This is a genomic window from Methylosinus sp. (genome assembly GCF_036560965.1).
Classification (GTDB): Bacteria; Pseudomonadota; Alphaproteobacteria; order Rhizobiales; family Beijerinckiaceae; genus Methylosinus.
The window spans coordinates 38,530-61,878 of the sequence record NZ_DATBQF010000052.1; the positions used below are offsets into that span (position 1 = coordinate 38,530).

Annotated in this window: 21 protein-coding genes; 5 read left to right on the forward strand and 16 right to left on the reverse strand. The window is 66.0% G+C overall.

Annotated elements, in window-relative coordinates; all coding sequences use genetic code 11:
* Genes VIF40_RS13075 through VIF40_RS13095 form a run of 5 tightly spaced genes read right to left on the reverse strand, consistent with a single transcriptional unit; the run spans position 1 to position 5,740 of the window.
* The gene (locus tag VIF40_RS13075; protein ID WP_331937944.1) at positions 1-2,445 is read right to left on the reverse strand and encodes a glycoside hydrolase family 2 protein; all 2,445 of its coding nucleotides are present in this window, start codon (positions 2,443-2,445) and stop codon (positions 1-3) included.
* A gap of 8 nt (positions 2,446-2,453) precedes the next feature.
* Positions 2,454-3,401 carry a DUF1839 family protein gene (locus tag VIF40_RS13080; RefSeq protein WP_331937945.1) on the reverse strand — a complete coding sequence of 316 codons (948 nt, stop codon included), beginning with the start codon at positions 3,399-3,401 and terminating at the stop codon, positions 2,454-2,456.
* Positions 3,402-3,420: 19 nt separating this feature from the next.
* Positions 3,421-4,332 (reverse strand): amino acid--[acyl-carrier-protein] ligase, encoded by a 912-nt coding sequence (locus VIF40_RS13085; protein WP_331937946.1) that lies wholly within the window; start codon positions 4,330-4,332, stop codon positions 3,421-3,423.
* Positions 4,333-4,334: 2 nt separating this feature from the next.
* A complete protein-coding gene (locus VIF40_RS13090) occupies positions 4,335-5,492 on the reverse strand; it encodes an acyl-CoA dehydrogenase family protein (protein WP_331937947.1) in 1,158 nt (385 codons plus the stop codon).
* Positions 5,492-5,740 carry an acyl carrier protein gene (locus tag VIF40_RS13095; protein WP_331937980.1) on the reverse strand — a complete coding sequence of 83 codons (249 nt, stop codon included), beginning with the start codon at positions 5,738-5,740 and terminating at the stop codon, positions 5,492-5,494. Before VIF40_RS13095 ends, VIF40_RS13090 begins: the two co-directional genes overlap by 1 nt.
* A 513-nt stretch (positions 5,741-6,253) precedes the next feature.
* On the opposite strand from VIF40_RS13095, the gene VIF40_RS13100 reads away from it, so the two are divergent.
* Positions 6,254-8,317 carry a GumC family protein gene (locus VIF40_RS13100; RefSeq protein ID WP_331937948.1) on the forward strand — a complete coding sequence of 688 codons (2,064 nt, stop codon included), beginning with the start codon at positions 6,254-6,256 and terminating at the stop codon, positions 8,315-8,317.
* A 24-nt stretch (positions 8,318-8,341) separates the two neighbouring features.
* On the opposite strand, the gene VIF40_RS13105 is transcribed toward VIF40_RS13100, so the two are convergent.
* Both VIF40_RS13105 and VIF40_RS13110 read right to left on the reverse strand, forming a co-directional pair.
* On the reverse strand, positions 8,342-9,502 hold the full coding sequence (locus tag VIF40_RS13105) for a glycosyltransferase (RefSeq protein ID WP_331937949.1): 1,161 nt from the start codon (positions 9,500-9,502) through the stop codon (positions 8,342-8,344).
* Positions 9,503-9,581: 79 nt separating this feature from the next.
* The gene (locus tag VIF40_RS13110; RefSeq protein ID WP_331937950.1) at positions 9,582-10,664 is read right to left on the reverse strand and encodes a polyamine ABC transporter substrate-binding protein; all 1,083 of its coding nucleotides are present in this window, start codon (positions 10,662-10,664) and stop codon (positions 9,582-9,584) included.
* 102 nt (positions 10,665-10,766) lie between these two features.
* On the opposite strand from VIF40_RS13110, the gene VIF40_RS13115 reads away from it, so the two are divergent.
* Positions 10,767-11,231: an MmcB family DNA repair protein gene (locus VIF40_RS13115; protein WP_331937951.1), complete on the forward strand. Its 465-nt coding sequence runs from the start codon at positions 10,767-10,769 to the stop codon at positions 11,229-11,231.
* Between the two features lie 31 nt (positions 11,232-11,262).
* On the opposite strand, the gene VIF40_RS13120 is transcribed toward VIF40_RS13115, so the two are convergent.
* The 7 genes from VIF40_RS13120 to yajC all read right to left on the reverse strand — a co-directional run bounded on the left by VIF40_RS13120 (position 11,263) and on the right by yajC (position 17,810).
* Positions 11,263-11,862 (reverse strand): ActR/PrrA/RegA family redox response regulator transcription factor, encoded by a 600-nt coding sequence (locus VIF40_RS13120; RefSeq protein ID WP_331937952.1) that lies wholly within the window; start codon positions 11,860-11,862, stop codon positions 11,263-11,265.
* Positions 11,863-11,909: 47 nt separating this feature from the next.
* Positions 11,910-13,265, reverse strand: coding sequence for an ActS/PrrB/RegB family redox-sensitive histidine kinase (locus VIF40_RS13125; protein WP_331937953.1), 1,356 nt, complete (start codon positions 13,263-13,265; stop codon positions 11,910-11,912).
* A 97-nt stretch (positions 13,266-13,362) separates the two neighbouring features.
* The gene (locus VIF40_RS13130) at positions 13,363-14,238 is read right to left on the reverse strand and encodes a phytoene/squalene synthase family protein (protein WP_331937954.1); all 876 of its coding nucleotides are present in this window, start codon (positions 14,236-14,238) and stop codon (positions 13,363-13,365) included.
* Positions 14,239-14,264: 26 nt separating this feature from the next.
* A complete protein-coding gene (locus VIF40_RS13135; protein ID WP_331937955.1) occupies positions 14,265-14,645 on the reverse strand; it encodes an Mth938-like domain-containing protein in 381 nt (126 codons plus the stop codon).
* Between the two features lie 11 nt (positions 14,646-14,656).
* Positions 14,657-15,628 carry a protein translocase subunit SecF gene (gene secF, locus VIF40_RS13140; RefSeq protein WP_331937956.1) on the reverse strand — a complete coding sequence of 324 codons (972 nt, stop codon included), beginning with the start codon at positions 15,626-15,628 and terminating at the stop codon, positions 14,657-14,659.
* A 13-nt stretch (positions 15,629-15,641) separates the two neighbouring features.
* The gene (gene secD / locus VIF40_RS13145; protein WP_331937957.1) at positions 15,642-17,234 is read right to left on the reverse strand and encodes a protein translocase subunit SecD; all 1,593 of its coding nucleotides are present in this window, start codon (positions 17,232-17,234) and stop codon (positions 15,642-15,644) included.
* Between the two features lie 90 nt (positions 17,235-17,324).
* Complete coding sequence (gene yajC, locus VIF40_RS21510; RefSeq protein ID WP_414684802.1) at positions 17,325-17,810, reverse strand: preprotein translocase subunit YajC; 486 nt, start codon at positions 17,808-17,810, stop codon at positions 17,325-17,327.
* 257 nt (positions 17,811-18,067) lie between these two features.
* Here yajC and VIF40_RS13155 point away from each other — a divergent pair, with 257 nt between their 5' ends.
* On the forward strand, positions 18,068-18,388 hold the full coding sequence (locus VIF40_RS13155) for a hypothetical protein (RefSeq protein ID WP_331937958.1): 321 nt from the start codon (positions 18,068-18,070) through the stop codon (positions 18,386-18,388).
* A gap of 22 nt (positions 18,389-18,410) precedes the next feature.
* Here the strand turns inward: VIF40_RS13155 and argE are convergent, their stop codons facing one another.
* Positions 18,411-19,571: an acetylornithine deacetylase gene (argE, locus tag VIF40_RS13160; protein WP_331937959.1), complete on the reverse strand. Its 1,161-nt coding sequence runs from the start codon at positions 19,569-19,571 to the stop codon at positions 18,411-18,413.
* A gap of 24 nt (positions 19,572-19,595) precedes the next feature.
* Positions 19,596-19,988: a Co2+/Mg2+ efflux protein ApaG gene (apaG, locus tag VIF40_RS13165; RefSeq protein ID WP_331937960.1), complete on the reverse strand. Its 393-nt coding sequence runs from the start codon at positions 19,986-19,988 to the stop codon at positions 19,596-19,598.
* 221 nt (positions 19,989-20,209) lie between these two features.
* On the opposite strand from apaG, the gene VIF40_RS13170 reads away from it, so the two are divergent.
* Both VIF40_RS13170 and VIF40_RS13175 read left to right on the forward strand, forming a co-directional pair.
* Positions 20,210-20,578, forward strand: a complete 369-nt coding sequence (locus VIF40_RS13170) for a hypothetical protein (RefSeq protein WP_331937961.1) — start codon at positions 20,210-20,212, stop codon at positions 20,576-20,578.
* Between the two features lie 182 nt (positions 20,579-20,760).
* Entirely contained in the window at positions 20,761-23,220 is a 2,460-nt protein-coding gene (locus tag VIF40_RS13175; RefSeq protein ID WP_331937962.1) for a TonB-dependent receptor, read from the forward strand.
* Positions 23,221-23,349: the final 129 nt, after the last annotated feature.

A 23,349-nucleotide genomic window follows, 5' to 3' on the forward strand; every position in this document is an offset into this window, starting at 1 on the left:
TCAGCCGTAGCGGACCGCTTCTCCATTCAGCGCTCTCGCCACCCCCTTCGGCCGCGCATCCGCCGATCGCGCGACGAGGCGGATGCGCCGCGTCGCGCCGGGTGAAAGATGCAGCCAGTTTTCCTGCGGGACAAAGGATTCGTCGTCGATCGCCACCGATTGCGCGGCGATCTCCGTCGTCAAGGCGAGGATGAATCCGTCTTCGTCTTCTTCGATCTTAGCTTTCAGCCCGAGCTGCGATTTCGCAGCGCTGCGTCCGAGCGGAAAATGGAAGGCCTCGATCTCCGCGCCGCCTGCCGCGCCGACGAAGCGCGCCACGGTCAAGTCATGCGACGGCGGCCCGAAATTATAGGCGAGCGCCGTGTCGAAAAAGCCGCCCCAGAATTCCGCGTCGCGCAATGTCGCGACGCTATGCGGCTCGACCGCGACGTTGCGGCTCGCGCGCATCACCGGCACATGGCCGTCGCGGAAGCAGGTGAGCGTGATTTCGCCCTCGACGCGCTGCGGGCCGTCATTGCGCAAATGGACGAAGAGGCCGTTGACGCTTTCGTCGGTCAAGATCAGCGCGAGCGGACGAAAGGCCCGCTTCAACGCATGATAGGCGGATTTCGGCTCGCCATGCGCGTCCATGACGCCCCAGCCGGCGCCGGGCCACAGATCCTTGAAGAACCAGACGATGGCGCCGTGAGTCGTCGAGCCGCCGCGCCGCCATTCGCCGATCGCGGCCTCCATCGTCTCGGCGACCGCCGCGCGCGCGCTGTCGAGATAGAGCTGCGGATCGCTCTCGCGCAGCGTCGCCGGATCGCAGCCATAGAGCAGGCGCATGTAATGCTCGGTGACGTCGCCGAACGTCTGTGTCGCGCCCGTGTCGCGCGCGATGCGGGCCGCGAACAGCGGCGAGGCCAGCGGCGCGTCGCCGAAGTCGCGTCGCAACGAGTCGTCTTCCGCCATATTGGCGAAGCCGAGACATTCCGAGGCGAAGCGCACATTGGCGCGCCGCGCGTCGTCCAATCCGCGTCGATAGGCGCCGACGCCATAGTAATGCGATACGCCTTCGTCGACATGGAACGGCAGCGGGCCGCCGGACGGCGAATTCTCGACATAGATCGCATCGGCGCGCTGCGCGCGAACGAGGCCCTGCAGCGTCTCGTCGAAGAGCGGCGAGCGCCATTTGGCCTCCGCGAGGCCGAGCATGGAGGCCTGCTGATAAACTTCGCTGCCGCCGCAGAGAACGACGAGAGACGGAGAAATCTGCGTGCGCTTCAGAAACTCCGCGGCCTCTCGCTCGACGCTGGCGCGGAAGGCCGCATCCTGAATCGGATAGTCGAAATTGGCGAAGGCGAAATCCTGCCAGACCATGAGCCCGAGCTCGTCGCAGAGCGCGTAGAAATCATCGCTCTCATAGAGCGTGACGCCCGGAACGCGAACCATATTCATGCCGGCGTCGCGCATGGCGCGCAGCAGCGGCGCGCAATCCTCGCGCCCTCCGGCGAGCGACACGGCGTCGGCCGTCGTCCAGCAGGCGCCGCGGCAAAATAGCGGAATATCGTTCACCCGTAGCGCGAAACCCGCGCCATCATCGCCGCGGTCGACGCGAATGTCGCGAAAGCCGGTGCGGCCGAGATCGATGCGGCGATCGCCGATCTGCGCAGCGACCGCATAGAGATGCGGCTCGCCATGCGTATGCGGCGTCCACAGCGTCGCGTCGGGCAAAGCGAGCTCGGCGATGATGCGATTGTCCGACACGGGCTCGAAGCGCGCTTCCGCATCGCCGCAGAGGAGCCGCGCCTCCGCATCCGCGCCGCCCGCGAGCGCGAGCGTGACGCGCAGGCTCGCGCGACGCTCGCGCACGGCGGGACGCATGTCGACATCCAGCAGACGCAGCGCGCCATGTTCGATCAATTCGACCGCGCGCCAGGGCCCGACCGGCGGCGTCGGCGGCGCGAAGCCGGGCAGGCGGCCGAGCGCGGTGGTGCGGATATGGCGCAGGCCCGCCGGCGTGATCATGCGCGGCCGCCAGCGCGCGCGACCGCTCTTTGTCGCAATCTCGCGCTCGACGGAACGAAAGCGAATATGAAGATCATGCGCGCCCGGCGCTTCGATCTCTATGGCGTGCGCATGGAACATATTGTCCGAGCGCAGCGCGAGCCGTCCGTCGAGATAGACATCGGCGAGGCTCGCTAGTCCATGCAGTCGCAATTCTGCCGGCGCCGCATTGGTGAAGGACGTCTTGTACCAGACGTCGAGCGCGTCGAGCGGCGGCAGATCGTCGATGCGCGCGCCATCCTCGATCAGCGCCTGCGCGAGCGTTCCGGGAACGCGGGCGGCGCGCCAGCGCGTCGCCGTGGGAATGGCGGAAGGCTCCGTCCATTCGCCGGGCTCGTCGATCGCAAAAGACCAGGAGGCGAGGCGCGAGCGCCTCTCTCCTTCGACGCTCGCGCGCATCGGCGTTCTCAGCGAAGCTTGGTCGCGAGACCGGCGAATAATCCGTCATAGACGCAGGCGAGCTCGTCGAGCGTCTCGCGCGGATCATAGACGCGCTTGCGCGAGGAGGCGCGCGCCGCCTGGAATTGCATCGCCTTGGCGCCGGCGGAAATGCGACGGCAGGCCTCCACTTCCGCGGCGAGATCGCCGTCCGGCCGCAGCCAGTCGAGATGGCTGCCGAGCAGCTCGAAATTGGCGCCGAGCTGACGGAATGTGTTGAAGGCGAGGCTGTGGAAGAAGCAGGGCGGGCGCGCCTCGAGCACGCTCCACAGCGCCGGGAAGCGCGCGGCGAAGGCGCGGATCGGATTGTCGTTCGGGCGACGCGCGAAATGCTCGCGCGCCAGCGCTTCCGCCGATCCGCGAAGGTCGTCATGCGCGCGCTCGCGGTCGAAGCGCACGAATTCGGCGTAAGGAAATAGCGCCGACGGATCGCGCGCCTCGCCGGCGCGGCCGAAGATGGCGTCGAAGTCCTCGCCCGCCAGCGCGAAATATCCGTCATTGTGGAAATAGTCGATCCGCCGCGCGGCGAGATCGATCGCGGCGACGCCGATCGTCGTCTTGGAGTGATCGATGCGATAGGTGACGCCGCGCGTGTCCGGCAGATGATAGCCGTCCACCTCCACCATCACCACGCGGCCGCGCGCCGTCTGGCGCGCGATATGATCGTCGAGCCGATCATAGAGCGCGAGCTCCTCGACGCGCAGGCCGTAGAGTCGCTCGAGATCGGCGAGGCGCGGCTTGAAGAAGGTGAATTGATCCTCCTCGCAGTCCTGCGTCAGCGTGAATCCGAGCATGGCCTCGGGCTCGAAGCCGCGCATGGCGACGAGCTCGATCAGGAGATCGACATAGCAATTGGTCTGCGGCCAGTCGCGCTCCGCATGGTGGAGCGCATGGCGGAAATGCGGCTTCGCCGGCATTAGCGGCGGGAGCTCCGCATCAGAGAGCGAGAGCGGTGCGGACTGAGGTCGGCCAACCATTGGTGTCGATCCCGTGATGTTTGAACAAAGCGAGCGCGAGGCGCTCCATGCCGAAGCCGACGCAAGCTGTGTGCGCGGTCTCGCCGGTGGTGGTCTTGATGTCCCAGAGCTCGCCGAAATGATCCTGGTGATAGTTGAAGCTCTGGCAGGCGGTCGGATTTTCGTCGCTCTCGATCGGCACCAGCAGCTCGAATTTGAGCGCCTGCTCGCGCTGGCTCGACGCCATCATGCGTCCGGCGCGGCCGAAGAAGGGGTCGTTGGCGACATCGATATGATGCGGCAGCTCGAGCGTCTCGGCGAATTCGCGCGCGCGCTCCAGCCAGGATTCGCGAAAGCTCGCGGCCTGCTCCGGCCGGCCCATGCGGACGAATTCCCGCATGCGGAACATTTGCATGCGCGCCGGGTCCTTGGACGGCTCGTGGCGGAAGCAATAGGATTGAATGTCGAAGAGGCCGCCCTCGGCCGCGAGCGGCCCCCGCCGCGCGACGATCGGATAGAGCGGATAGCAGGCGGCCGGCGTGAGAACGATGTCGGTCGCTTCCTGTCCGCTGGTCCAATGGCCGCCATTGTGGATATTGTCGAGAAGGGCGAGATGGTCCTTCTCATTGCCCGCGAAGCTGTGCACCGTGCCGGCGAGCTGCGGGAAATTCTTCATATAGCCGCTCTTCTCGAAGAGCGCGCGATTCATGCCGGGCGGAAAGCGGATGACCTCGGCGCCGTCATTCGCGCCGAAGCGCGTGATGAGCCGGTCCATTCCCTCGATGACCGCCTCGAAGGCCTGTCCGCGGCCATAGAGTCCGTCGACGCCGGTCGCATGCAGCACGCCTTTGGCGAAGAGGCGATCCATGAAGCTGTCGCAGGCCTGGCACATGGTCAGTCTCCCAGTCGCTGGTCGATGCGCTGCGCGAGCAGCAGATTGGACAGATTGGTGAAAATGCGGTCGTTGGAGATCATCACCTGCGCCGAGAGCGCGTCGCGCATGTGACGGCCGACGCTGAATGGCGTGTCGTTCTTGTAGCCGGCGATGCCTGCGATCAGCAGCGCATGATTGATGATCTCGATCGAGAGCTGCGACGAGCCGATCTTGATGTTGTTCATCGCCACGGCGAAGCTCATCGAATTGAGATCGTCGGCTTTCTTCTGCGCGGCGGCGAAGCGCTTCAGCCCTTCGACGATATTGGCGCGCATCAGCTGCAGCTTGCTCGTCGCCTCGGCGAGGCGCAGCGCGCCGGGAGCCGGGCCGTTGGGATGGCGGCGCGCATCCTTGCGCACGAAGGATTGCGCACGCGCGAGCGCGTCCGAGGCGACGCCGTACCACACCGCGCTCCACAGGAGATGGGCGGTCGCGAGCATGGATTCCGAAGCGATCTCGGCGAAGTCATGGGTGAATATCTGCTCGACGGGCGCCTCGCCGCTGAAGGTGAAGCCCTCGCTGCAGGTGCCGCGCATGCCGAGCGCATCCCAGCCGCCGGTGCGCTCGAGCCGATACTGGCCCTTCTCGAGCACCGCCATCTGCTGATCGGAGGGCGGCGCCTCCGGCGCGCGGCGCGCGGTGACCAGGATCGCGTCCGAATAGGCGCCATAAGAGATGAGCGCGCCTTCCTTGGCGATACGGAAAATCGCGCCGTCGCGCTCGAATGCGCAAATGCTGTTGCGCATGTTGCCGCCGATGCCGCCTTCCGTCGTCGCCGAGCCGAGCAGCAGCTGCTCGTCGCAGAGGCGGCGCATGAAGGCCTCGTGCCATGCGCTGCCGCGGCCATGCGCGATCAGGCTGGAGGCCTTGATCTGATGCATCGCGAAGATCATCGCGGTCGAGGCGCATTGATGGCCGAGCGAGGTGCAGATCTCGGCGACATCGGCGAGCGTGGCGCCGCCGCCGCCGAATTCGATCGGGATCAGCAGCGACAGCAGTCGCGCGTCTTTGAGCGCCTGGATCGCTTCGATCGGGAAGCGACCATTGCGGTCGACATCGTCGGCGTGGCGGGCGGCTGTCGCAACGACATGCGCTCCGCGATCGAGCGGCGCATTCATCAAGCGGCTTCCTCTGCCTTGAGCTCGTGAAGGCAGCCGGCGATCGCGGCGATCGACGAGAAGCTGCGGCGATTGAGCATGCGATCGGGGAATTCGATGTCGAACGTCTCTTCCAGCGCCAGCATGAGCTGGACGGCTGCGAAGGATGTGAGGCCGGTCGCGTAGAGATCGGCGTCGTCGCCGATCGTCGCCGCAGTGACCGACAAACGTCCTTGTTCGTCGACGAGTCGTCTTATCGTATCGAGCATCATAATCTCCATCGACCAAGCTCTAGTTTCATCGTCACCATACGCCGTTGCGCAGTATTTTCAGCTCATTTGCGGTTCGTTGGTGAACAGTTTGCGGATTTGATCGTTGCCAAATTCGTTCCGTAAAATTTGACCCGTTTCGGAAAGCATTCGACGCGATTTGCGTGAAAATGATACGCGGCTATGATGGTCTGGACACATGCGAGACATCCGAGGCGTCCCGTTATCTGTCACGACCGGCCTCGGGCGAGCGAAGCCTGGCCACAGGACCCTATTTTCGACATGAAGAGGATGAATGAGAGAGAGAAGTTTAAGAAAAGTTAACCTTGAACTGAAACATTCGCGTCAAACGCGAATGCGGGGCTCTACTCGCTTGTTCGACGTCGGAACGGAACTCGCGTGATGTTGGATTATGACTCCGGGTCAAAAAGTCTCGCAGAGCGTGAGCGTCCTGAGCGTGACCGCCCTGCCGCGGAAGCGCCGCGCCCCCGTTCCTCGGTGACGCCGGGACGGTTGATCGCGCTCGCGCTTCGCAACAAGCTGTTCATCCTCGCCGTGGCGCTCGCCTGCGCGGCGGGCGGATATGCGCTGACCAAGCTGCTGACGCCGCGCTATGTCGCGGCCGCGCAGATCTATCTCGATCCGCGCGGGCTTCCCGGGCTCGAGGGCGACGCCAATCAGGGCCAGGATTCGACCGGCTTCATCAATTTCGTCGAGACGCAAACGCGCATTTTGACCTCGCAGGTCGTGCTGGAGCGCGTCGTGGCGGCGGAAAATCTCACCGAAGACCCCGAGTTCGGCGCGGCGACCTCCATTTTCGGCAAGCTTTTCGGGCGCTTCGGCCGTACGCCGACGAAGGAGGAGATCGCCGACGGCGCGGTCCGCGTGCTGGGCACGAAGATCATGGTGCGGCGCCCGGAGCGCACCTTCATCATCGACATCGCCGCCTCCAGCGACAATGCGCAGAAATCGGCCCGCATCGCCAATGCTGTGGCGCAAGCCTATATCGACGTGCGCTCGGCCATGCATTCGGACGCCGCGCATCAGGCGGCGACGTCCTTCACCGGGCGTCTCGACGGATTGCGCGAGCGCCTGCTCGTCGCCGAAAAGGCGGTCGAGGAATATAAGGCGGAAAACGGCTTCGTCGGCACGCGCGACTCCTATATCGGCGAGCAGCGGCTCAAGGAGCTCAATCAGCAGTTGACCTTCGCCCGCACGCGGCTCGAGGACACGCGCTCGCGTTACGAGCAGGCGCAGCGGGCGGTGCATTCGGACACCGAGCTCGCGGCCATCGCCGCCAATATGAACCTCATGACCTTGAACGCTCTGCGCGGACAGCAGGCGGAGGCGGCGCAAAAGCTCGCCGATCTCTCCGCCGAGCTCGGGCCGCAGCATCCGGTCGTCAAAAATGCGATGGCGCGGCTCGCCGAAACGCGGCGCCTCGTCAGCACGGAGCTGGCGCGCGTCGCCGTGTCGCTGCGCAAGGATTACGAGCGGGCGCGCGGCACGGAGGAGGCGCTGAACCGCGAGATGCAGAAGCTCGAGGGCAAGGCCGTCGTCTCGGCGCAAGCCTCGGTCAAGCTTCGCGATCTCGAGCGCGAGGTCGAGGTCAGCCGCACCATCTACGAATCCTTCCTCACGCGCTCGCGTCAGACCGGCGAGGCCCGTCAGCTCGACGCCGCCAGCACGCATATCATCACGATGGCGACGCCGCCGATCGCGCGCAGCTTCCCGCCCGGCGCCGGGCTGATGACCGGCGCGGGCTTTGTCGCCGGCCTCACGGTCGGCCTCGGCATCGTCTTTCTGCGCGAGCGCGGCTTCGGCGGCTCCGATCCGGAGGAGGGGCTGCGGCGCGACACGGAGGCGGCGCCTTTGCGCGTCGCCGTGACCGATGCGACGAAATTCACCGTGCGCGGTCCGACGGCGGGGCCGGACAGGCTCGAATTGACGCGGCTCGGCATTCCCTTCGTGCGGCCCTTCGCCGATCGTCGCGAGCTCGAGGCGGTGGTGTCGCGCTTCTGCGCGCTGGTCGAGGAGAGCGAGCGTCGACCGCTGGTCGTCGGGCTCGTCGGCGATGCGCCGGGCTCGATCCGCACGGTGATGGCGGTCAATATCGCTCTGGCGTTGCGCTTGCAGCATCTCGAGGTCGCGCTCGTCGACGCCGATCGCGATCGCGCCGCGCTCACCGTCCTGATCGAGGACGGTCTTCAGGCTTTCGGCGACGCCGACGATCCCTTCGTGCGCACCGACGACAGCGTGCTGTTGGCGCTGCCGGCGATCGATCGGCGCTCGCGCGTCGGCGCGGTCGAGCGCATCGTGGATGGATTCCGCGACGGCAGTCCGGCCGAGGTCGACATCGTGCTCTGCGACGGCGTCGGACAGGACGAGAGCATGTTCGAGCGGCTCGACTTCGTGGCGCCGGTGCTCGGCCGCGACCAGGACGAAGAGACCGCGATCGCCGAGCTGCCGGAGCCGCTGCGCGCCAAGATCGCCTTGATTCTAAGGGTCGATCATAGCGATCCCTGGCTGCCGCGGCGCGATGCGCGCCGGCGATCGGAGACGCGCAAGACCGCCTGACGGCGGCGGTCCTTTTTTGCGACCTTACTCGGCGGGAATCGGCGCCGGCCCCATGGGCTCGATATCGAGCGAGGCGGCGACCGCGGCGGCGGCGTCGCGCCAGCACTGATCATAGAGCGGCGACAGCGGGCGCGACGAGCGGCCCTCGTCCTGGCGGCGCTCGTCCTGCCGACACTCGTCCTGGGCGAGTCGTTCGGCGTAGATGCGCGCATCCGCCTCGTGCGGGACCAGGATCAGCGAGCCGTCGGCGATCGCCCGGCGATAGGCCCGATGATGGTCGAACTCGTCCGCCTCGCTGGGCGCGTTGACGATCAACGGCTTGCCGGACTGCAGGCAGGCGAGCACGCTGCCGCGGCGGGACGTCAGCCCTTCGGGAAAGCGGTAGAGGAAGCAGTCGACCTCGGCGAACAGCGCATGCAGCGCCCGCGCGCCGTCCACATAGCCGGTCACGAGGCAATCCGCGGAAAGGCCGAGCGCTTCCACCTTTGCCCGAAACTCCTCCTCGACCCGATCGACGCCCTTGATGAAGTCGCCGATGAAGAGGCAGAGCGCCGGATGGCCGGCGTCGCGGAGCCGGGCGGCGACGTCCAGCACGAAGTCCGATTGCTTCTTCGGATAGATCGAGCCGAAATGACCGATGACGATGCGCCCTTCGGCGCGCGCCTCGCGGATGCGGTGGGCGAGCGGGGAGGGGCCGTCGGGCGCGGTCGGCGGGATATTGGAGGGAATGGGCGCGATGACGCTGCGCGCGGCCAGCAGCCGTGTCACGCCGCCTTTGGCGAAGCCCTCGCGCACGAAGGGCGAGGAGAAGACGAAACGCTGAGCGAAAAGGGCGTAGGCCGTGATCACCAGCCTGCGCCGCCAGTCGAGATCGGCCCATTCATGCAGGACGAGGATGCGGCCGCGCCCGCGCAGCAGCGCCATGACGAGAGCGACGAGCGGCGTCAGCACGACTTTTTTCCAGGCGACGACCGGCAGATTGATCGCCAGCGCGTCGACCTCGCCCAGCGCGCGCCAGATCGCCGCCCAATCGCCGGCCCGGCCGGAGACCGGGAGCCGTTGCGCCTCGAGGCCGAGCTCGCCCCAGCGCGCCGCGACATGGCGCGCGAAGGATTCGACGCCGCAGGGCTGCGTCGTCGTCGAGACCAGAAACAGCGTTTTCTTGCGTTCGGTCGCGCGGATCATGAAAGGGTCCCGTCATGCGTCAAAATGAGACAGTGGCGCCGCCGCCACCCATTGCGGAGCAAGAGGCGAACCGTTTCGCTCAGCGGCCGGTCTTCACCCTGGTCCATTCGCGAGTGACGATCTTCTGGATCGGCTGATCCGGCGCCGTGACGGTGAAGAGGCGCTTCATCGTCGCCGCATCGGGATAGATGGCCGGATTTTCGGCGATCTCCTTGTCGACCAGCGGGCGCGAGGCGGCGACGCCATTGGCGAAATTGGCGACCTTGGTGTTGCGGGCCGCGATCTCCGGCCGCAGCAGATAATCGATGAAGAGATGCGCCTCGTCCGGATGCGGCGCGTCCTTGGGAATGGCGAGGCTGTCCAGCGACATCAGCGTTCCTTCCTGCGGGATCACATAATTGATCTCGACGCCATTGGCGGCCTCGCGCGCGCGGTTGCGGGCCTGAAAGCTGTCGCCGGCCCAGCCGATCGCGAGGCATATGTCGCCATTGGCCAGCGCATTGATATATTCCGAAGAGTGAAATTTCTTGATATGGCGCCGCAGGCCGGAGAGCAGATCGGCGGCGCGGCGAATGTCGCCCGGTTCCTTGGAATTGGGATCGAGCTTCAGATAATTGAGCGCGATCGAGAACATATCCTCGGGACTGTCGAGCACATAGACGCCGCAATCGGCGAATTTGCGCAGATTCTCGGGCTTCAGCACCTGATCCCAGGAGGCGATCGGCTTGTCGCCGATGCGCTCCTTGATCTTGGCGACATTGTAGGCGACGCCGGTGGTGAACCACATATAGCTCACCGCATGGGCGTTGCCCGGATCGTAGCGGGCGAGCCGCTGCGCGATCTCCGGCCAGAGATTATCGATGTTTTTCAGCTTGCTCTTGTCGAGCGGCCGATACACGCCGGCCTTGATCTGCCGTTGCAGAAAGGTCGCCGACGGAACCACGACGTCATAGCCGGCGTTGCCGGCGAGCAGGCGCGTCTCCAGAATTTCATTGGAGTCATAGGTGTCGTAGACGACCTTGACGCCGGTCTCGCGGGTGAAGTCCTCCAGCACGCCCGGGTCGATATAATCGCTCCAATTGAAAATATTGACGATCCGTTCCGCGCTTTGCGCGGCGACGGAGCCGCCGAGCAGCAGCAGACATGCGGCGAGGATTCTCATCTCCTTGGCTCTCCCTCATCGCCCGGCGATTCGTTTCCCCGCTTGCGCGGCGCGCCGCCTCATGGGCAAAATATGGTCCGGCCGCACACGAGCCGTTTCGAGATGTCCCCGATGGATCTGGCGCGTCCGCTCGAAAGTCTGCGTGAACAAAACGCCCGTCTCGTGACGCGTGGCGCGCGCCGCTATCTTCGCGCCGCCGGATTTTCCGTGCTCGCGGAGCTGCCGCTGCCCGGCGGGCGGCGCGCCGATCTCGTCGCGCTCGGAACGGATGGCGCTTTGCGCATCGTCGAGGTGAAGAGCTCGCTCGCCGATTTCCGCGCCGATCGCAAATGGATGGATTATCGCCTCCATTGCGACCGCTTTTATTTCGCTATCCCCTGCGATCTGTCCGAGGAGGCGTTTCCGACCGACGCCGGCCTCATCGTCGCCGACGCGCATGGGGCGATGCTGACGCGCGAGGCGCCGGCTCACAAGCTCGCGCCGGCGAGCCGCAAGGCCATGCTGCTGCGTTTCGCGGCCGCGGCGGCCGAGCGGCTTCATCACGCTCTGCACAGCGACGAGTTCTGAGCCCGCGCCGCCGCGGATCAAGGCGGCGCGCTCATCTCGGCGCGCGTTTGGCCAATATGCGCTGCAGCGTGCGGCGATGCATGTTGAGACGGCGCGCCGTCTCCGACACATTGCGGTCGCAGGATTCATAGACGCGCTGAATATGCTCCCAGCGCACGCGATCCGCCGACATCGGATTGTCGACAGCATCCGGCTTGTCGATCTTCGTCGCCATCAGCGCATGATAGATCTCGTCGGCGTCGGCCGGCTTGGCGAGATAGTCGAAGGCGCCGAGCTTCACCGCCGTCACCGCCGTGGCGATATTGCCATAGCCGGTGAGGATGATGCCGCGCGCGTCCGGCCGCCTCACCTTGAGCGAGGAGATCACGTCGATCCCATTGCCGTCGCCGAGCCGCATGTCGATGATGGCGAAGGCGGGCGGGGCGGCCTCGACGGCGGCGAGGCCCTCGGCGACGCTCTCGACCGCGGTGACGAGGAAGCCGCGCGCCTCCATCGCGCGCGTGAGCCGGCCGAGGAAAGGCTTGTCGTCCTCCACGATCAGCAGCGAGCGGTCCTGCGGGAGCTCCCCGAGCGCGGCCTCCACGGCCGCATCGAAATCGGTGTGTTCGGTTGCGCCAGCGTCGTCGATCATGCGTCGTCGTCCTGGTTTGGGGTCGCTCAATATATCATCACGCTGCGTCAGACGAAGGCGTTTGTTTCGCGTCCGGCGGCGTCGCCGCTGGCCGCCGAGCGCTCGAGCGCGCTGCGCGGCCAGGTGATCGTCACCTTGGCCCCTGTCTGCGGAGCCTGGACATTGGCCGTCGTCACCGTGGCGCCGGAGCGCTCGAGCAGCGTCTTGGCGATGAAGAGGCCGAGGCCGAGGCCGGAGCCGGGCTCGTTCTTCGTGCGCCGATCCGTCGGCCGTCCGCTGACATAAGGATCGCCGAGGCGGTTCAGAATCGCCTGCGAGAAGCCGGGGCCGTCGTCCTCAATGACGACGACGACGAGCTCCCGCGACCACAGCGCCTCGATGCGCACTTTCGAATGGGCGAAATCGACGGCGTTCTCGACGAGATTGCCGAGGCCGTAGACGATGCCCGGATTGCGCGAGAAGGTCGGCTCGGCGGGAGGGCCTTGCCGCATCAGCTCGATTGCCACGCCAAAGGCGCGATGCGGCTCGACGACCTCCTCGAGCAAGGTCTCGAGCGTCTGCATGTCGAGCAGGCCGCCGGTGTCGGCCTGGCCGAGCGAGACCAGCTTGCGCAAAATATCGCGGCAACGCCGCGCCTCCTGCGCGAGCAGAGCGAGATCGTCGGCGAGCGCCGGCGCTGTCGCGGGCGCCGATTTTTGCAGCTCCTTCGTCACCACGGCGATGGTCGCCAGCGGCGTGCCGAGCTCATGCGCGGCGGCGGCGGCGAGTCCGTCCAGCTGCGAGAGATGCTGCTCGCGTTCCAGCACCAGCTCGGTCGCGGCCAGCGCCGTCGACAATTGGCGCGCCTCGTCGGAGACGCGGGCGGCGTAGAGGCCGACGAAGGCCGCGCTCAGCACCAGCGCCGTCCACACGCCGGTGCGGTAGAGCAGCGGGAAATGCAGCTCGACTCCCTCGTACCAGGGCAGCGGCTGATATTCGACGGTCAGTATCGTCGCCGAGGCGATCATCAGCACGCCGAGCAGAATGGTCAGCTTGCGCGGCAGCGACACGGCCGAGATCATCACCGGCGCCAGAAACAGCATGGCGAAGGGATTGGCGACGCCGCCGGTGAGATAGAGCAGAGCGGAAAGCTGCAATATGTCATAGGACAAGAGCAGCGCCGCCTCGCCGTCGTCGAGGCGAAACGAGCGCGTCGTGCCCAGCCGCAGCGCGGCGTTGAGGCAGGCCGAGGTCGCTATGGCGATGAAGCTCAGCCCGATCGGGAAATCGAACTGGAAATAGAAGAAGGTCGCGAGCGTCGCGATCGTCTGGCCGGCGATCGCCAGCCAGCGCAGGATGATGAGCGTGTCGACGCGAAGCTGGCGGGCCTGATGGCCGAAATCGGCGTCGGCGGGATTGGTCATGAGGCGGCGTTGTCTCGGATATTGCAGCAGCGCGAGACGCGCGGCCTTTCGATTGATAGCGCGTTTCGCCCGCTGTCCGCAGCGATTTTCCGCAGGACTATATGCCGCGGCCCCGCGCCGCGCGCCATAGCCGCCATTGCCGTCGCCATTGCGCAGGCTCGGCGATGGAGCGGAACGGATCGAAGCCTTTGCGCTCCATTTCTCCGAGATAGAGCGGAATCAAGGCGGCGGGCAGCAGAGCGGCGCGCGCGGGGCCGTCGCCGCGCACCGCTCTGCGCGCTTTATCGAAATAATCGCGCGCTTTTCCGCGCAGCTCCGCCAGCGCTCCTGCAATCGCGGGAGTCGCCTCGGTCTCGGCGAAATCGCCGTCGGCGCGATGGCGCGCCAGCACATCGACGGGCAAGAATCGCTGCCCCTGCGCCAGATGGCGGGGCAGGGCGCGCAGAATCGTCGTGAGGCCCAAGGCGCGTCCGGCGTCGCGCAGCGCGTCTTCCTGCCGGCTCACGTCCTGCGCGTCGATGGCGATGGCGCGCCAGCGCATGGGCGCGCCGAACACACGGTCGCAATAGGTTTCCAGCGCTTCGAGACTCTCCATCGGCTCGTCATAGAGATCGAAGCTATGGGCCTCGAGCAGATCGACGACCTCCTCGCGCGCGATCGCATGGCGGTCGAGCGTGTCGATGAGCGCGTCGGCGATGGGATGGGCGCGCGCGGCTTCGCTGTCGGTCGCCGCCTCCAGCGAATCATACCACCAGCGCAGGCGCATCTCTCCGAGAATCGGCTGTGAGACGCGGGCGCGGACGCTGGCGATCTCGGCCGCGAAAGCGCCGATCGCATGGAGATGCGGACGCGCGCTCGCCGGCGCGAAGAGGCTGGCGAGCCAGAGATCGAGCTCCTGCTCGCGCAGCGCCGCCTCGCAATGCCGATAATGGTCGGCGAGCTCCGTCTCGCGCTTGGTCGCGGCGTCGTCCATGGGCGGGAAAACCTCGTCGGCTCGGCTCACACCACGATCAGCACGGCCGCCACGCGCCGGTCTTCGTCGCGCAGCAAATTATAGGTGCGCACCGCCGCCCCGGTGGCCATGGCCTCGACCAGGATGCCCGCTGCCTTCAACCGGGCGCGCAAAGCCGCCGAGGGCGGGCGCAGATTCTCGCCGGAGCCGAAGATCAGCAGCTCTACCGCTCCAGCGGGCTCGGCGAAGAGCGGCGCCAGCGTCGCCTCGTCGATCTGCTCCGCCGCTACCGCCTCCAGCGCGTGAATTCCCGAGGGCAGGGCGAGCAGCGAGCCGCGATGCGACATTTCCGCGAAGCGAAAGCCGCCGCCGCCATAGCTCTCTATCCTGTGGCGACCCGGAACGAAGCCTCGACCCTGCTCTGCCATGGGGGCGGCCTTCACGCCGTTTTGGGCTTGGCGCGCGTCGCCTTGGCGGCGGCCTTGCTCGGCGCCGTCTCGGTCGCCTTGTCGGTGTCCTCGTTGCGCAGGCCGAGATAGATCAGCATGGGCGAGCAGATGAAGACCGAGGAATAGGTGGCGACGAAAATGCCCCAGATCATCGCCAGCGAGAAGGAGCGGATCACATGGCCGCCGAAGATCGCCAGCGACAGCAGCGCCAGAAACACCGTCGTCGCCGTCATGATCGTGCGCGGCAGCACCGCGTTGATCGACAGATCTATCATCTGATCGGTCGGCATTTTCTTGTATTTGCGCATCATCTCGCGAATTCGGTCGAGCACGACGACGGTCTCGTTCAGCGAATAGCCGACGATGGTCAAGATCGCCGCTATGGACGTCGTGTTGAACTCGAGCTGGGTGAGCGAGAAGAAGCCGACGGTGAGCAGAAGATCATGCATTGTCGCGATGACCGCGCCGATGGCGAATTGCCATTCGAAGCGGAACCACAGATAGGTCAGCACGGCGACGATCGACAGCACGACGCCGAGCGTGCCCGATTGCACCAGCTCGCCGGAGACGCGCGGGCCGACCACCTCGACGCGGCGCAGCTCGTAATCGCCGCCGACGGAATTGCGGACCTTCTCCACCGCCGCCTGCTGGGCGGAATCGCCGCCCGTCTGCGGGCCGAAGCGCAAGGTCGCATCGGAGTCGTTGCCGAAGGACTGCACCTCTATGTCGCCGAGCTCGAGCTTCTCGAGGCCCGTGCGCAGCGTCGCGATCTCGGCGTGGCCGGATTTGGCGCGCAGCTCGATGACCGTGCCGCCGGCGAAGTCGATGCCGAAATTCATGCCGATGAAGACGAACAGCAGCACAGAGCAGATCGAGAGAACCGCCGAGAAGGGATAGCTCACGCGGCGGAACCGCATGAACGGGAATTTGGTGTTCTCCGGGGCGAGACGCAGCAGCTTCATATCTGTTTCACCCTCAGATCGGCAGGCGCGTCGGGCGCGCGAAATGATACCAGACCGCGATCATCATCCGCGTCATGGTGACCGCGGTGACGATGGTCGTCAGAATGCCGAGCGCGAGCGAAACGGCGAAGCCGCGCACCGGGCCCGACCCCAAGAAATAGAGGATCGCCGCCGCGACGAACATTGTGACATTGGAGTCGACGATGGTCGCAAAGGCGCGGTTGAAGCCCGCGTCCAGCGAGGCGAGGATCGAGCGCCCGCCATGCTGCTCCTCGCGAATACGCTCATAGATCAGCACGTTGGAGTCGACCGCCATGCCGATCGTCAGCACGATTCCGGCGATGCCGGGCAGCGTCAGCGTCGAGCCGAGCAGCACGAGGCCGGCGAAAATAAAGGCGATATGGACGAACAGCGCCAGATTGGCGAAGATTCCGAACACGCCATAGGTGATGAGCATATAGACGACGACGAGGCCGGCGCCGACATAGGCCGCGCGCTTGCCGGCGTCGATCGAATCCTGGCCGAGGCCGGGGCCGACGGTACGCTCCTCGATGATGTCGAGCTTGGCGGGCAGGGCGCCGGCGCGCAGCAGGATCGACAGATTATTGGCCTGCTCGACCGTGAAATGGCCGGAAATCTGGCCGGAGCCGCCGGTGATCGGCTGCAGGATGCGCGGCGCCGAGATCACCTTATTGTCGAGCACGATGGCGAACAGCCGGCCGACATTCTTGGAGGTCACTTCGCCGAATTTCTGCGCGCCGCGAATGTTGAAGCGGAAATTGACCACCGGCTCGCCGCCGCGCTGCTGGTCGAAACCCGGCTGGGCGTCGGTCAGATCCTCGCCCTGCACCATGATCTGCTTCTCGATGGCGATCTTGCCCTGCTGGTCGACCTGGTCGAGCTCCTCGAGCTCGGACTGGCTCTGGCCCGGCTCGGCGACGAGGCGGAACTCCAGCTTGGCGGTCTGGCCGAGAATGGTCTTGAGCTGCTCGGGGTCCTGGAGGCCGGGCACCTGCACGATGATGCGGTCGTCGCCCTCGCGCTGAATGCTGGGCTCGCGCGTGCCGAGCGCGTCGACGCGGCGGCGGATGACCTCGATCGACTGGTCGACGGCGTGGCGGACCTTGTCGGTCACGCCGGAGTCGGTGACGACGATCTGGACCAGTCCGTCGCCCGAATCGCGCACCTCCAGCGGCGCCGAGCCGCCGATTTTGGCGCCGGCGAAACTATGGATCAGATTGCGGAATTTCGGCAGCACCTTGGCGCGGTCGGCGGCGTCCGGGATGCGCAGCTGCACGCCGCGCGCCTGTGCGCCAATGCCGCCGGTGATGGCGACCTTCTCCTCGCGCAGGATGCGGCGGACGTCGTCGCGCAGATTGGTGACCTGCGTGTGAAGCACCGAGGCCTTGTCCACCTCGAGCATGACATAGGAGCCGCCCTGAAGGTCGAGGCCGAGCACGATGGTGCGCGGCTGCGCCCAGGAGGGGAGGGCGGCGGACAGCGACTTCAAGCTCGCCGGCGCGAGCATGCTCGGGACGACGACGAGAACGGCGGCGAGCGTCAGCGCCAGAATCGCGATGATCTTCCAGGTGGCGAAGCGCAGCATGGATCGTCGGTCCTGTGAGGCGGTCCAGAGGGGCCCGGCGCCGGGGATCGGCGGCCGGGAGGGGATGGGGGCGTCGGCGCGTCGCTCGTTTTAGCGCGAGGCGGCCTGATCCTTCACCGGCTCGCCCTTGGCGCGCACCTCGGTAATGGCCTGGCGCAGCACGCGCACGCGAATGTTCTGGGCGATCTCGACCTCGACCTCGGCGTCGTCGACCGTCTTGGTCACCTTGCCGATCAGCCCGCCGCTGGTGACGACGGTGTCGCCGCGCCGCACATTCTTGAGCGAGTCCTTCTGCTCCTTCGTGCGGCGCGCCTGCGGCCGCAGCACGATGAAATAGACGATCAGAGTGACGAACAGCAGCGGGACGATCTGCGTGATCATGTCGGGAGCCGGCGCCACCGGGGGCGCGCTCGTCTCCGGTGCCGCCTGCACCGTGGCGCTGGGCGGAACCGGCGGGGCCATGGGGGCCGCGGGAAGCGGAGGAGCGGCGGGGACGGGCGGAGCGGGAGGCGTCGCCGCGGGGGCGTCGGTCTGGGCTTGGGCGGTCTGGGCTTGGGCGGTCTGGATCAATTTCATGTTCGATCTCTTGGAATCGGCGCGCGCGCCTTCGTGCCGGCAGGAAGCCGCCTTGCAACGGGCGCGGACTATAGCCGGCCCCATTCCGAAATCAATGGCGGCAGGCGTCGCGTCGCTTCGCCTAGGGCGATAGGAATTGGGCGAGGTCTGTGCGACAACTCACAGCCGGCGGCCTCGGCGGGGGATTAAGTCGCTTCTCGGAAGCATCGGGGCGGAGAGGCTCTGCGCGCTTCACAGCGAAGGTGAGGAGAAATCCGATGTTGCACAAATTATCGCTCGTCGTCGCTCTGGGCGCCGCGCTCGCGCTGCCGTCCGAGGCGTTTGCTCAGCATTATGGCGGCGGCGGCCATGGCGGCGGCGGCCATGGCGGCGGCGGCGGTTGGCACGGCGGCGGCGGCGGCTGGCACGGCGGCGGCGGCGGCTGGCACGGCGGTGGCGGCGGCTGGCATGGCGGTCCGGGCTGGCGCGGCGGGCCGGGCTACGGCGGACGCGGTCGCTTTTGGCATGGGCGTTGGTATGGCTACGGGGTCGGGCCGTGCTGGCGTTGGGCCGGCTATTGGGTCTGGGCCTGCTACTGAGGGCCAATCCCGCTCGGCGCCGTCAGGCGCCGAGCTCGCGGGCGAGGCCGCGCATGAAGTCGACGCAGGCGGCGAGCTCGGCCACTTCGATATATTCGTCCGGCTGATGCGCCTCGTCGATGCGGCCCGGGCCGCAGATCACGCTCGGAATGCCTGTCTGCTGGAAATGTCCGGCCTCGGAGGCATAGGGCACGGCGATGGTGCGATTGGCGCGCGCCAGCCGTAGCGCCAGCGTCTCCGCCGGCGAGCCCGGCTGCGGCGCGAGGCCCGGAACCTCGACCTCCATCCGCGTCTCGATCCCGGTTCCGGGAAAGGGCGCGAAATAACGCTCGGTCAGCTCCGCGGAATAGGCGGCGAGCCGCTCCTCGACGATTTTCTCGGCGTTCGTCCCTGGCACGCCGCGAATCTCCCAGTGGAACGCGCAATCCTTGGCGACGATATTGCGCGCCGTCCCGCCCTCGATCACGCCGATATGCAGGGTCGAGTAGGGCGGGTCGAAGCGGCCGGTGGGGTCGCCCGCCGCGACCAGCTCCTCCCCGATTCGCAGCAGTTCCGCGCCGAGCAGCAGAGCCGTATGCACGGCGCTGACGCCGCGATGCAGATTGGCGGAATGGATCTCGAAGCCACGCACCGTGGTGACGAAGGTCGTCACGCTCTTATGCGCGTCGGCGACCTGCATGGAGGTCGGCTCGCCGATGACGGCGGCCGCCGGCCGCGGCAGGTCGTGGCCGAGGCGTCCCAGCAGATCGAGCGGCCCGAGGCAGGTGGTCTCCTCGTCATAGCTCAGGAAGATGTGGATCGGGCGCGCGAGCCCGGCCGCCTTGAACTCCGGAATCATCGCCAGGCAGACGCCGGCGAAGCCCTTCATGTCGACGGCGCCGCGACCGAGCAGCCGATCGCCCTCGCGGCGCAGAGTGAAAGGATCGGCGGCCCAGCTCTGCCCCGTGACCGGAACCACATCCGTATGGCCGGAGAGCACGACGCCGCCTTCTATCGGCGGGCCGATCGTCGCGAACAGCGCCGCTTTGTCTCCTTTTGCGTTGGGCGCCCGGATAAAAGGCACGCCCTGCTCACGCAAATAGGATTCGACGAAGTCGATGAGCGCCAGATTGGACTTGGAGCTCTCGGTGTCGAAAGCGACGAGCCGGCCGGTCAGCTCGATCGCGCGCTCGATGGTCGACATGTCCCGCTGCGCCATGTGGCCGGCTCAGTTGAGAGTCGGCTTGGAGAGCGGGCTGTCCAGCGAGAAGGCCGGCACTTCTATGTCGAAGGTCTCGCCGTGGGGGGTGATCATCGTATAGCTTCCCTTCATCAGTCCCGAGGGCGTCGAGAGCGGACAGCCAGAGGCGTAGCGGAACGTCTCGCCGGGCTCGAGAACCGGCTGCTCGCCCACGACTCCGGGCCCTTTCACTTCTTCCCGACGCCCATAGGCGTCGATGATGATCCAATGGCGTGACAGCAATTGGACACGTTCTTTGCCGAGATTGGCGATCTCGATCGTATAGGACCAGACGAAACGATCGTTGGCGGGGTCCGACTGCTCGGGCAGGAAGTCGGGCAGCGCGGTGACCTGAATGTCGCGTGTGACAGATATATACATGGGGCCTACTCTAGGACGCGGCGCGTCGAAGGTGAATGTGGATTGCGCCGGCGCTTGCTGTAAAAGCAGGCGCCGGCCCGCCTCCGTGTAGCAAAATCTGTGACATAATTGACACGGGTCAAGGAAAAGCCTTTCAATCGCGCGTGCGCTCGATTGCCCGCGTCGCCGCCGACGCGTAGCTTCGGCATAGGGAAAACTTCCCGAGCGACGAACTGGTGGCGATGCGTCGATTTTCTCTCCGCAGCCTATTGGCGGCCTTCGCCCTGGCGATTCAGGCGCTGACGGCCGTCTATGCGTTCGGCGCGCCGCCGGCTGGCGCGCATGGCCGCGGCGACTCGGCCTATTGCGAGGCGATCGGCGGCTCCAGCGATCGACGCGCGCCGATCGGCGGCCATAGGGACGCCGGCGCCTGCCTCGCCTGCCAGCTCTGCCTCGGCGAATTTTCGCCTTTCCTTCCTTATTCCGGGGCGGCCCACTCCCCGAGCCCGCGCGGCGTCGCCGCGGCGGAATGGGCGTCCGGCGCGACGATCGGCTTCGGCTTCGGCGTCGCCCATGCGCACAGAGCCCGCGCGCCTCCCGCCTTTACCTGACGCTGCGGCCAGAGGTCGGCGGCGCGAGCCTTCGAGGCGATTCCGTCGCGACGCGGTCAGCGTCGCCGGACAATCCCCCCTGTCGAACACCCATCATCGTCGAGAATAGTCGCGCTGGCCCTCGAGAGCCGTCGGCCGCGACCGAACGAGAAGCGCCCGCCCGAAGGCGCAGGAGGTCCAGAATGAACGATCGTTTCCATTTGCTGCGCGGCGTCTCCGCCTGCGCGCTGGTCTTTTCTCTCGCCGTCGGCTCGGCGCGCGCGCAAGAGGCTCTGCCCTCGATCGACATCGCGGGAGATCAAAATGCCGGGCAGGGACAAGGTTCCGGGCGCGGGCCCGAAGCGCCTGTCCGCCGCGCGATTCCCGACAATATTCCCGCCGTGGTGGAGAGCGTCACGCGCGCCGACATCGATCGCACGGTCAATGTCATGACGACCGCCGAGACGATGAAATATCTGCCGAGCGTGCTGGTGCGCGAGCGCTTCATCGGCGACCGCAACGGCATATTGCAGACGCGCGTGAACTCGCCGATCGCCGGCGCGCAGAATCTCGTCTACGCCGACAATATGCTGATCTCGAACCTGTTCGGCAACAGCTTCAGCACGGCGCCGCGCTGGGGCATGGTGTCGCCCGGAGAGATTGACCGTATCGACCTGATCTACGGCCCGTTCTCGGCCCTCTACCCCGGCAACTCGCTGGGCGGCGTCATGACCATCACGACGCGCATGCCGGAGCAGTTCGAGGCGCATTTCTCCGGCAACGCCGGTCTGCAGCCCTATTCACTCTATGGCTCGAAGGAGACCAATCTCGCCGGCGACATGAATTTTCTCGTCGGCGACAAGATCAATGATTTCTCCTTCTGGGCGAGCTACGACCGGCTCGACGCTCAGGGCCAGTCGCAGACCTTCCCGGGCGGCAATGTCAAATCGGGCTCGGGCACGCCGATCCTCGGCGGCTATGCCGACACCGATCAGGCCGGCAATCCGCGCTTCGTCGGCGGCGCCAATCAGGCCGACCATTCCGAGCAGCATATGGCGAAGATAAAGCTCGACTATGAGCTATTGCCGAAGGTCCATGCGACCTATCAGCTCGGTTTCTGGTCGCTGATCGACAACACCTATCCGACCACCTACATCACCGACAAGAACGGCGTGCCGATCTACAATACGCAGAACGGCAATGTGCAGATCGGAAATGCGGTCTTCCCCTTCACCGTCAATCCGAGCCATGGCAACGCCTCGCATCTGATGCAGGCGCTCTCTTTGAAGTCCGACACCAAGGGCGTCTTCGACTTCGACGTCTCGGGCACGTCCTATAATTTTCTGCGCGACTACAACAATACGGCCAAAGCCTATGGCCTGCTGCCCAACGCCGCGGGAACCTCCTATTCGATCAATCCGAGGGGGTCGAACGTCAATCAGACCGGCAGCTTCTGGCACACATTCGACATTCGCGGGATATGGCGTCCCGAATGGACCGATCTCGGCAAGCACGAGGTCTCGGTCGGCGCGCATTGGGACATTTATTCGCTGGCGCAGACGCAGACCAACACCAATGTCTTCACCGACAATTACTACAACTCCATTCAGGCGATAAATCTCGGCAAGACAGAGACCAAAGCGCTCTATCTGCAAGACGTCTGGTGGATCGCGCCGCAGTGGAAGGTGACCTTGGGCGGGCGCGAGGAATTCTGGAGCGCCTTCGGCGGCGTCAACAACACGCTCGGCCAGAATTATGCGTCGAGCTTCGCCGGCTATCCGCCCGTGCTGGTCACGCCGCCGACGCTGCCCGCCGTCGCGAAATCGGCCTTCTCGCCCAAGGCGGCGATCGAATATCAGCTGTTCCCCGATTTCACGCTGCGCGGCTCGATCGGACGCTACTATCGCTTCCCCACAGTGCTCGAGCTGTTCCAGAACATCTCCGGGCCCAATTCGACCTCGATCAGCAATCCGACGTTGCAGCCGGAGAGCGGCACCTCCTATGATCTGACCGGCGAATATGTGACCGAAAATGTGTTCGACGGCCTCATCGGCCAGGCGCGGCCGCGCATCTCGCTGTTCTTGGACAATCGTTGGGGCGCGATCGTCTCGCAGACCGACTACTCCACCGGCATAGGCGTGTCGCAGAACTCCAACGTCGGCAAGGCCGTCTTCCGCGGCGTCGAAGCCGCCGTCGTGCTGAAGGACGTCGTCTGGCAGGGGCTCGACTTCAACGGCAGCGTGACCTTCACCGACGCCAAGGTGGTGTCCGACTATCAGCAGCCCTGGGTGCAGGGGATGCAATATCCGCGCATTCCGCGCATCCGCATCCGCGGCGTCGTCTCCTATGCGCCGACCGAGGAGTTCTCCGTCGCGGCGGGCGTGCGCTATGCGACGGGCGCCTTCGTCAGCCTCAACAACAACGACTTCAATCACGACAATTACGGCAGCGTCGACAGCGAATATCTCGTCTTCGACGCCAAGGCGACCTACAAGCTCACCAAGGAATGGACGCTCAACGCCGGCGTCGACAACATCGGCCGCTGGAAATATTACGTCAATCCGAACCCCTATCCGCAGCGCACCTATTTCCTCGGTCTGAAATACGACTTCGGCGGCCCGGCGGCCGGCATGTTCTCCGATGTGAAGCTCGGCGCGAAATAGCGCGCCTTCCGTCCGAGCGACGCGATTGGTCGCGTCGCGATCGAACAAGCGGCGGGGAGCGGATGCTGCGGCGCATCACATTCCCCGCCACTCGGTCTCTTGCCTCGCGGGGTGAACTACGACAGACTC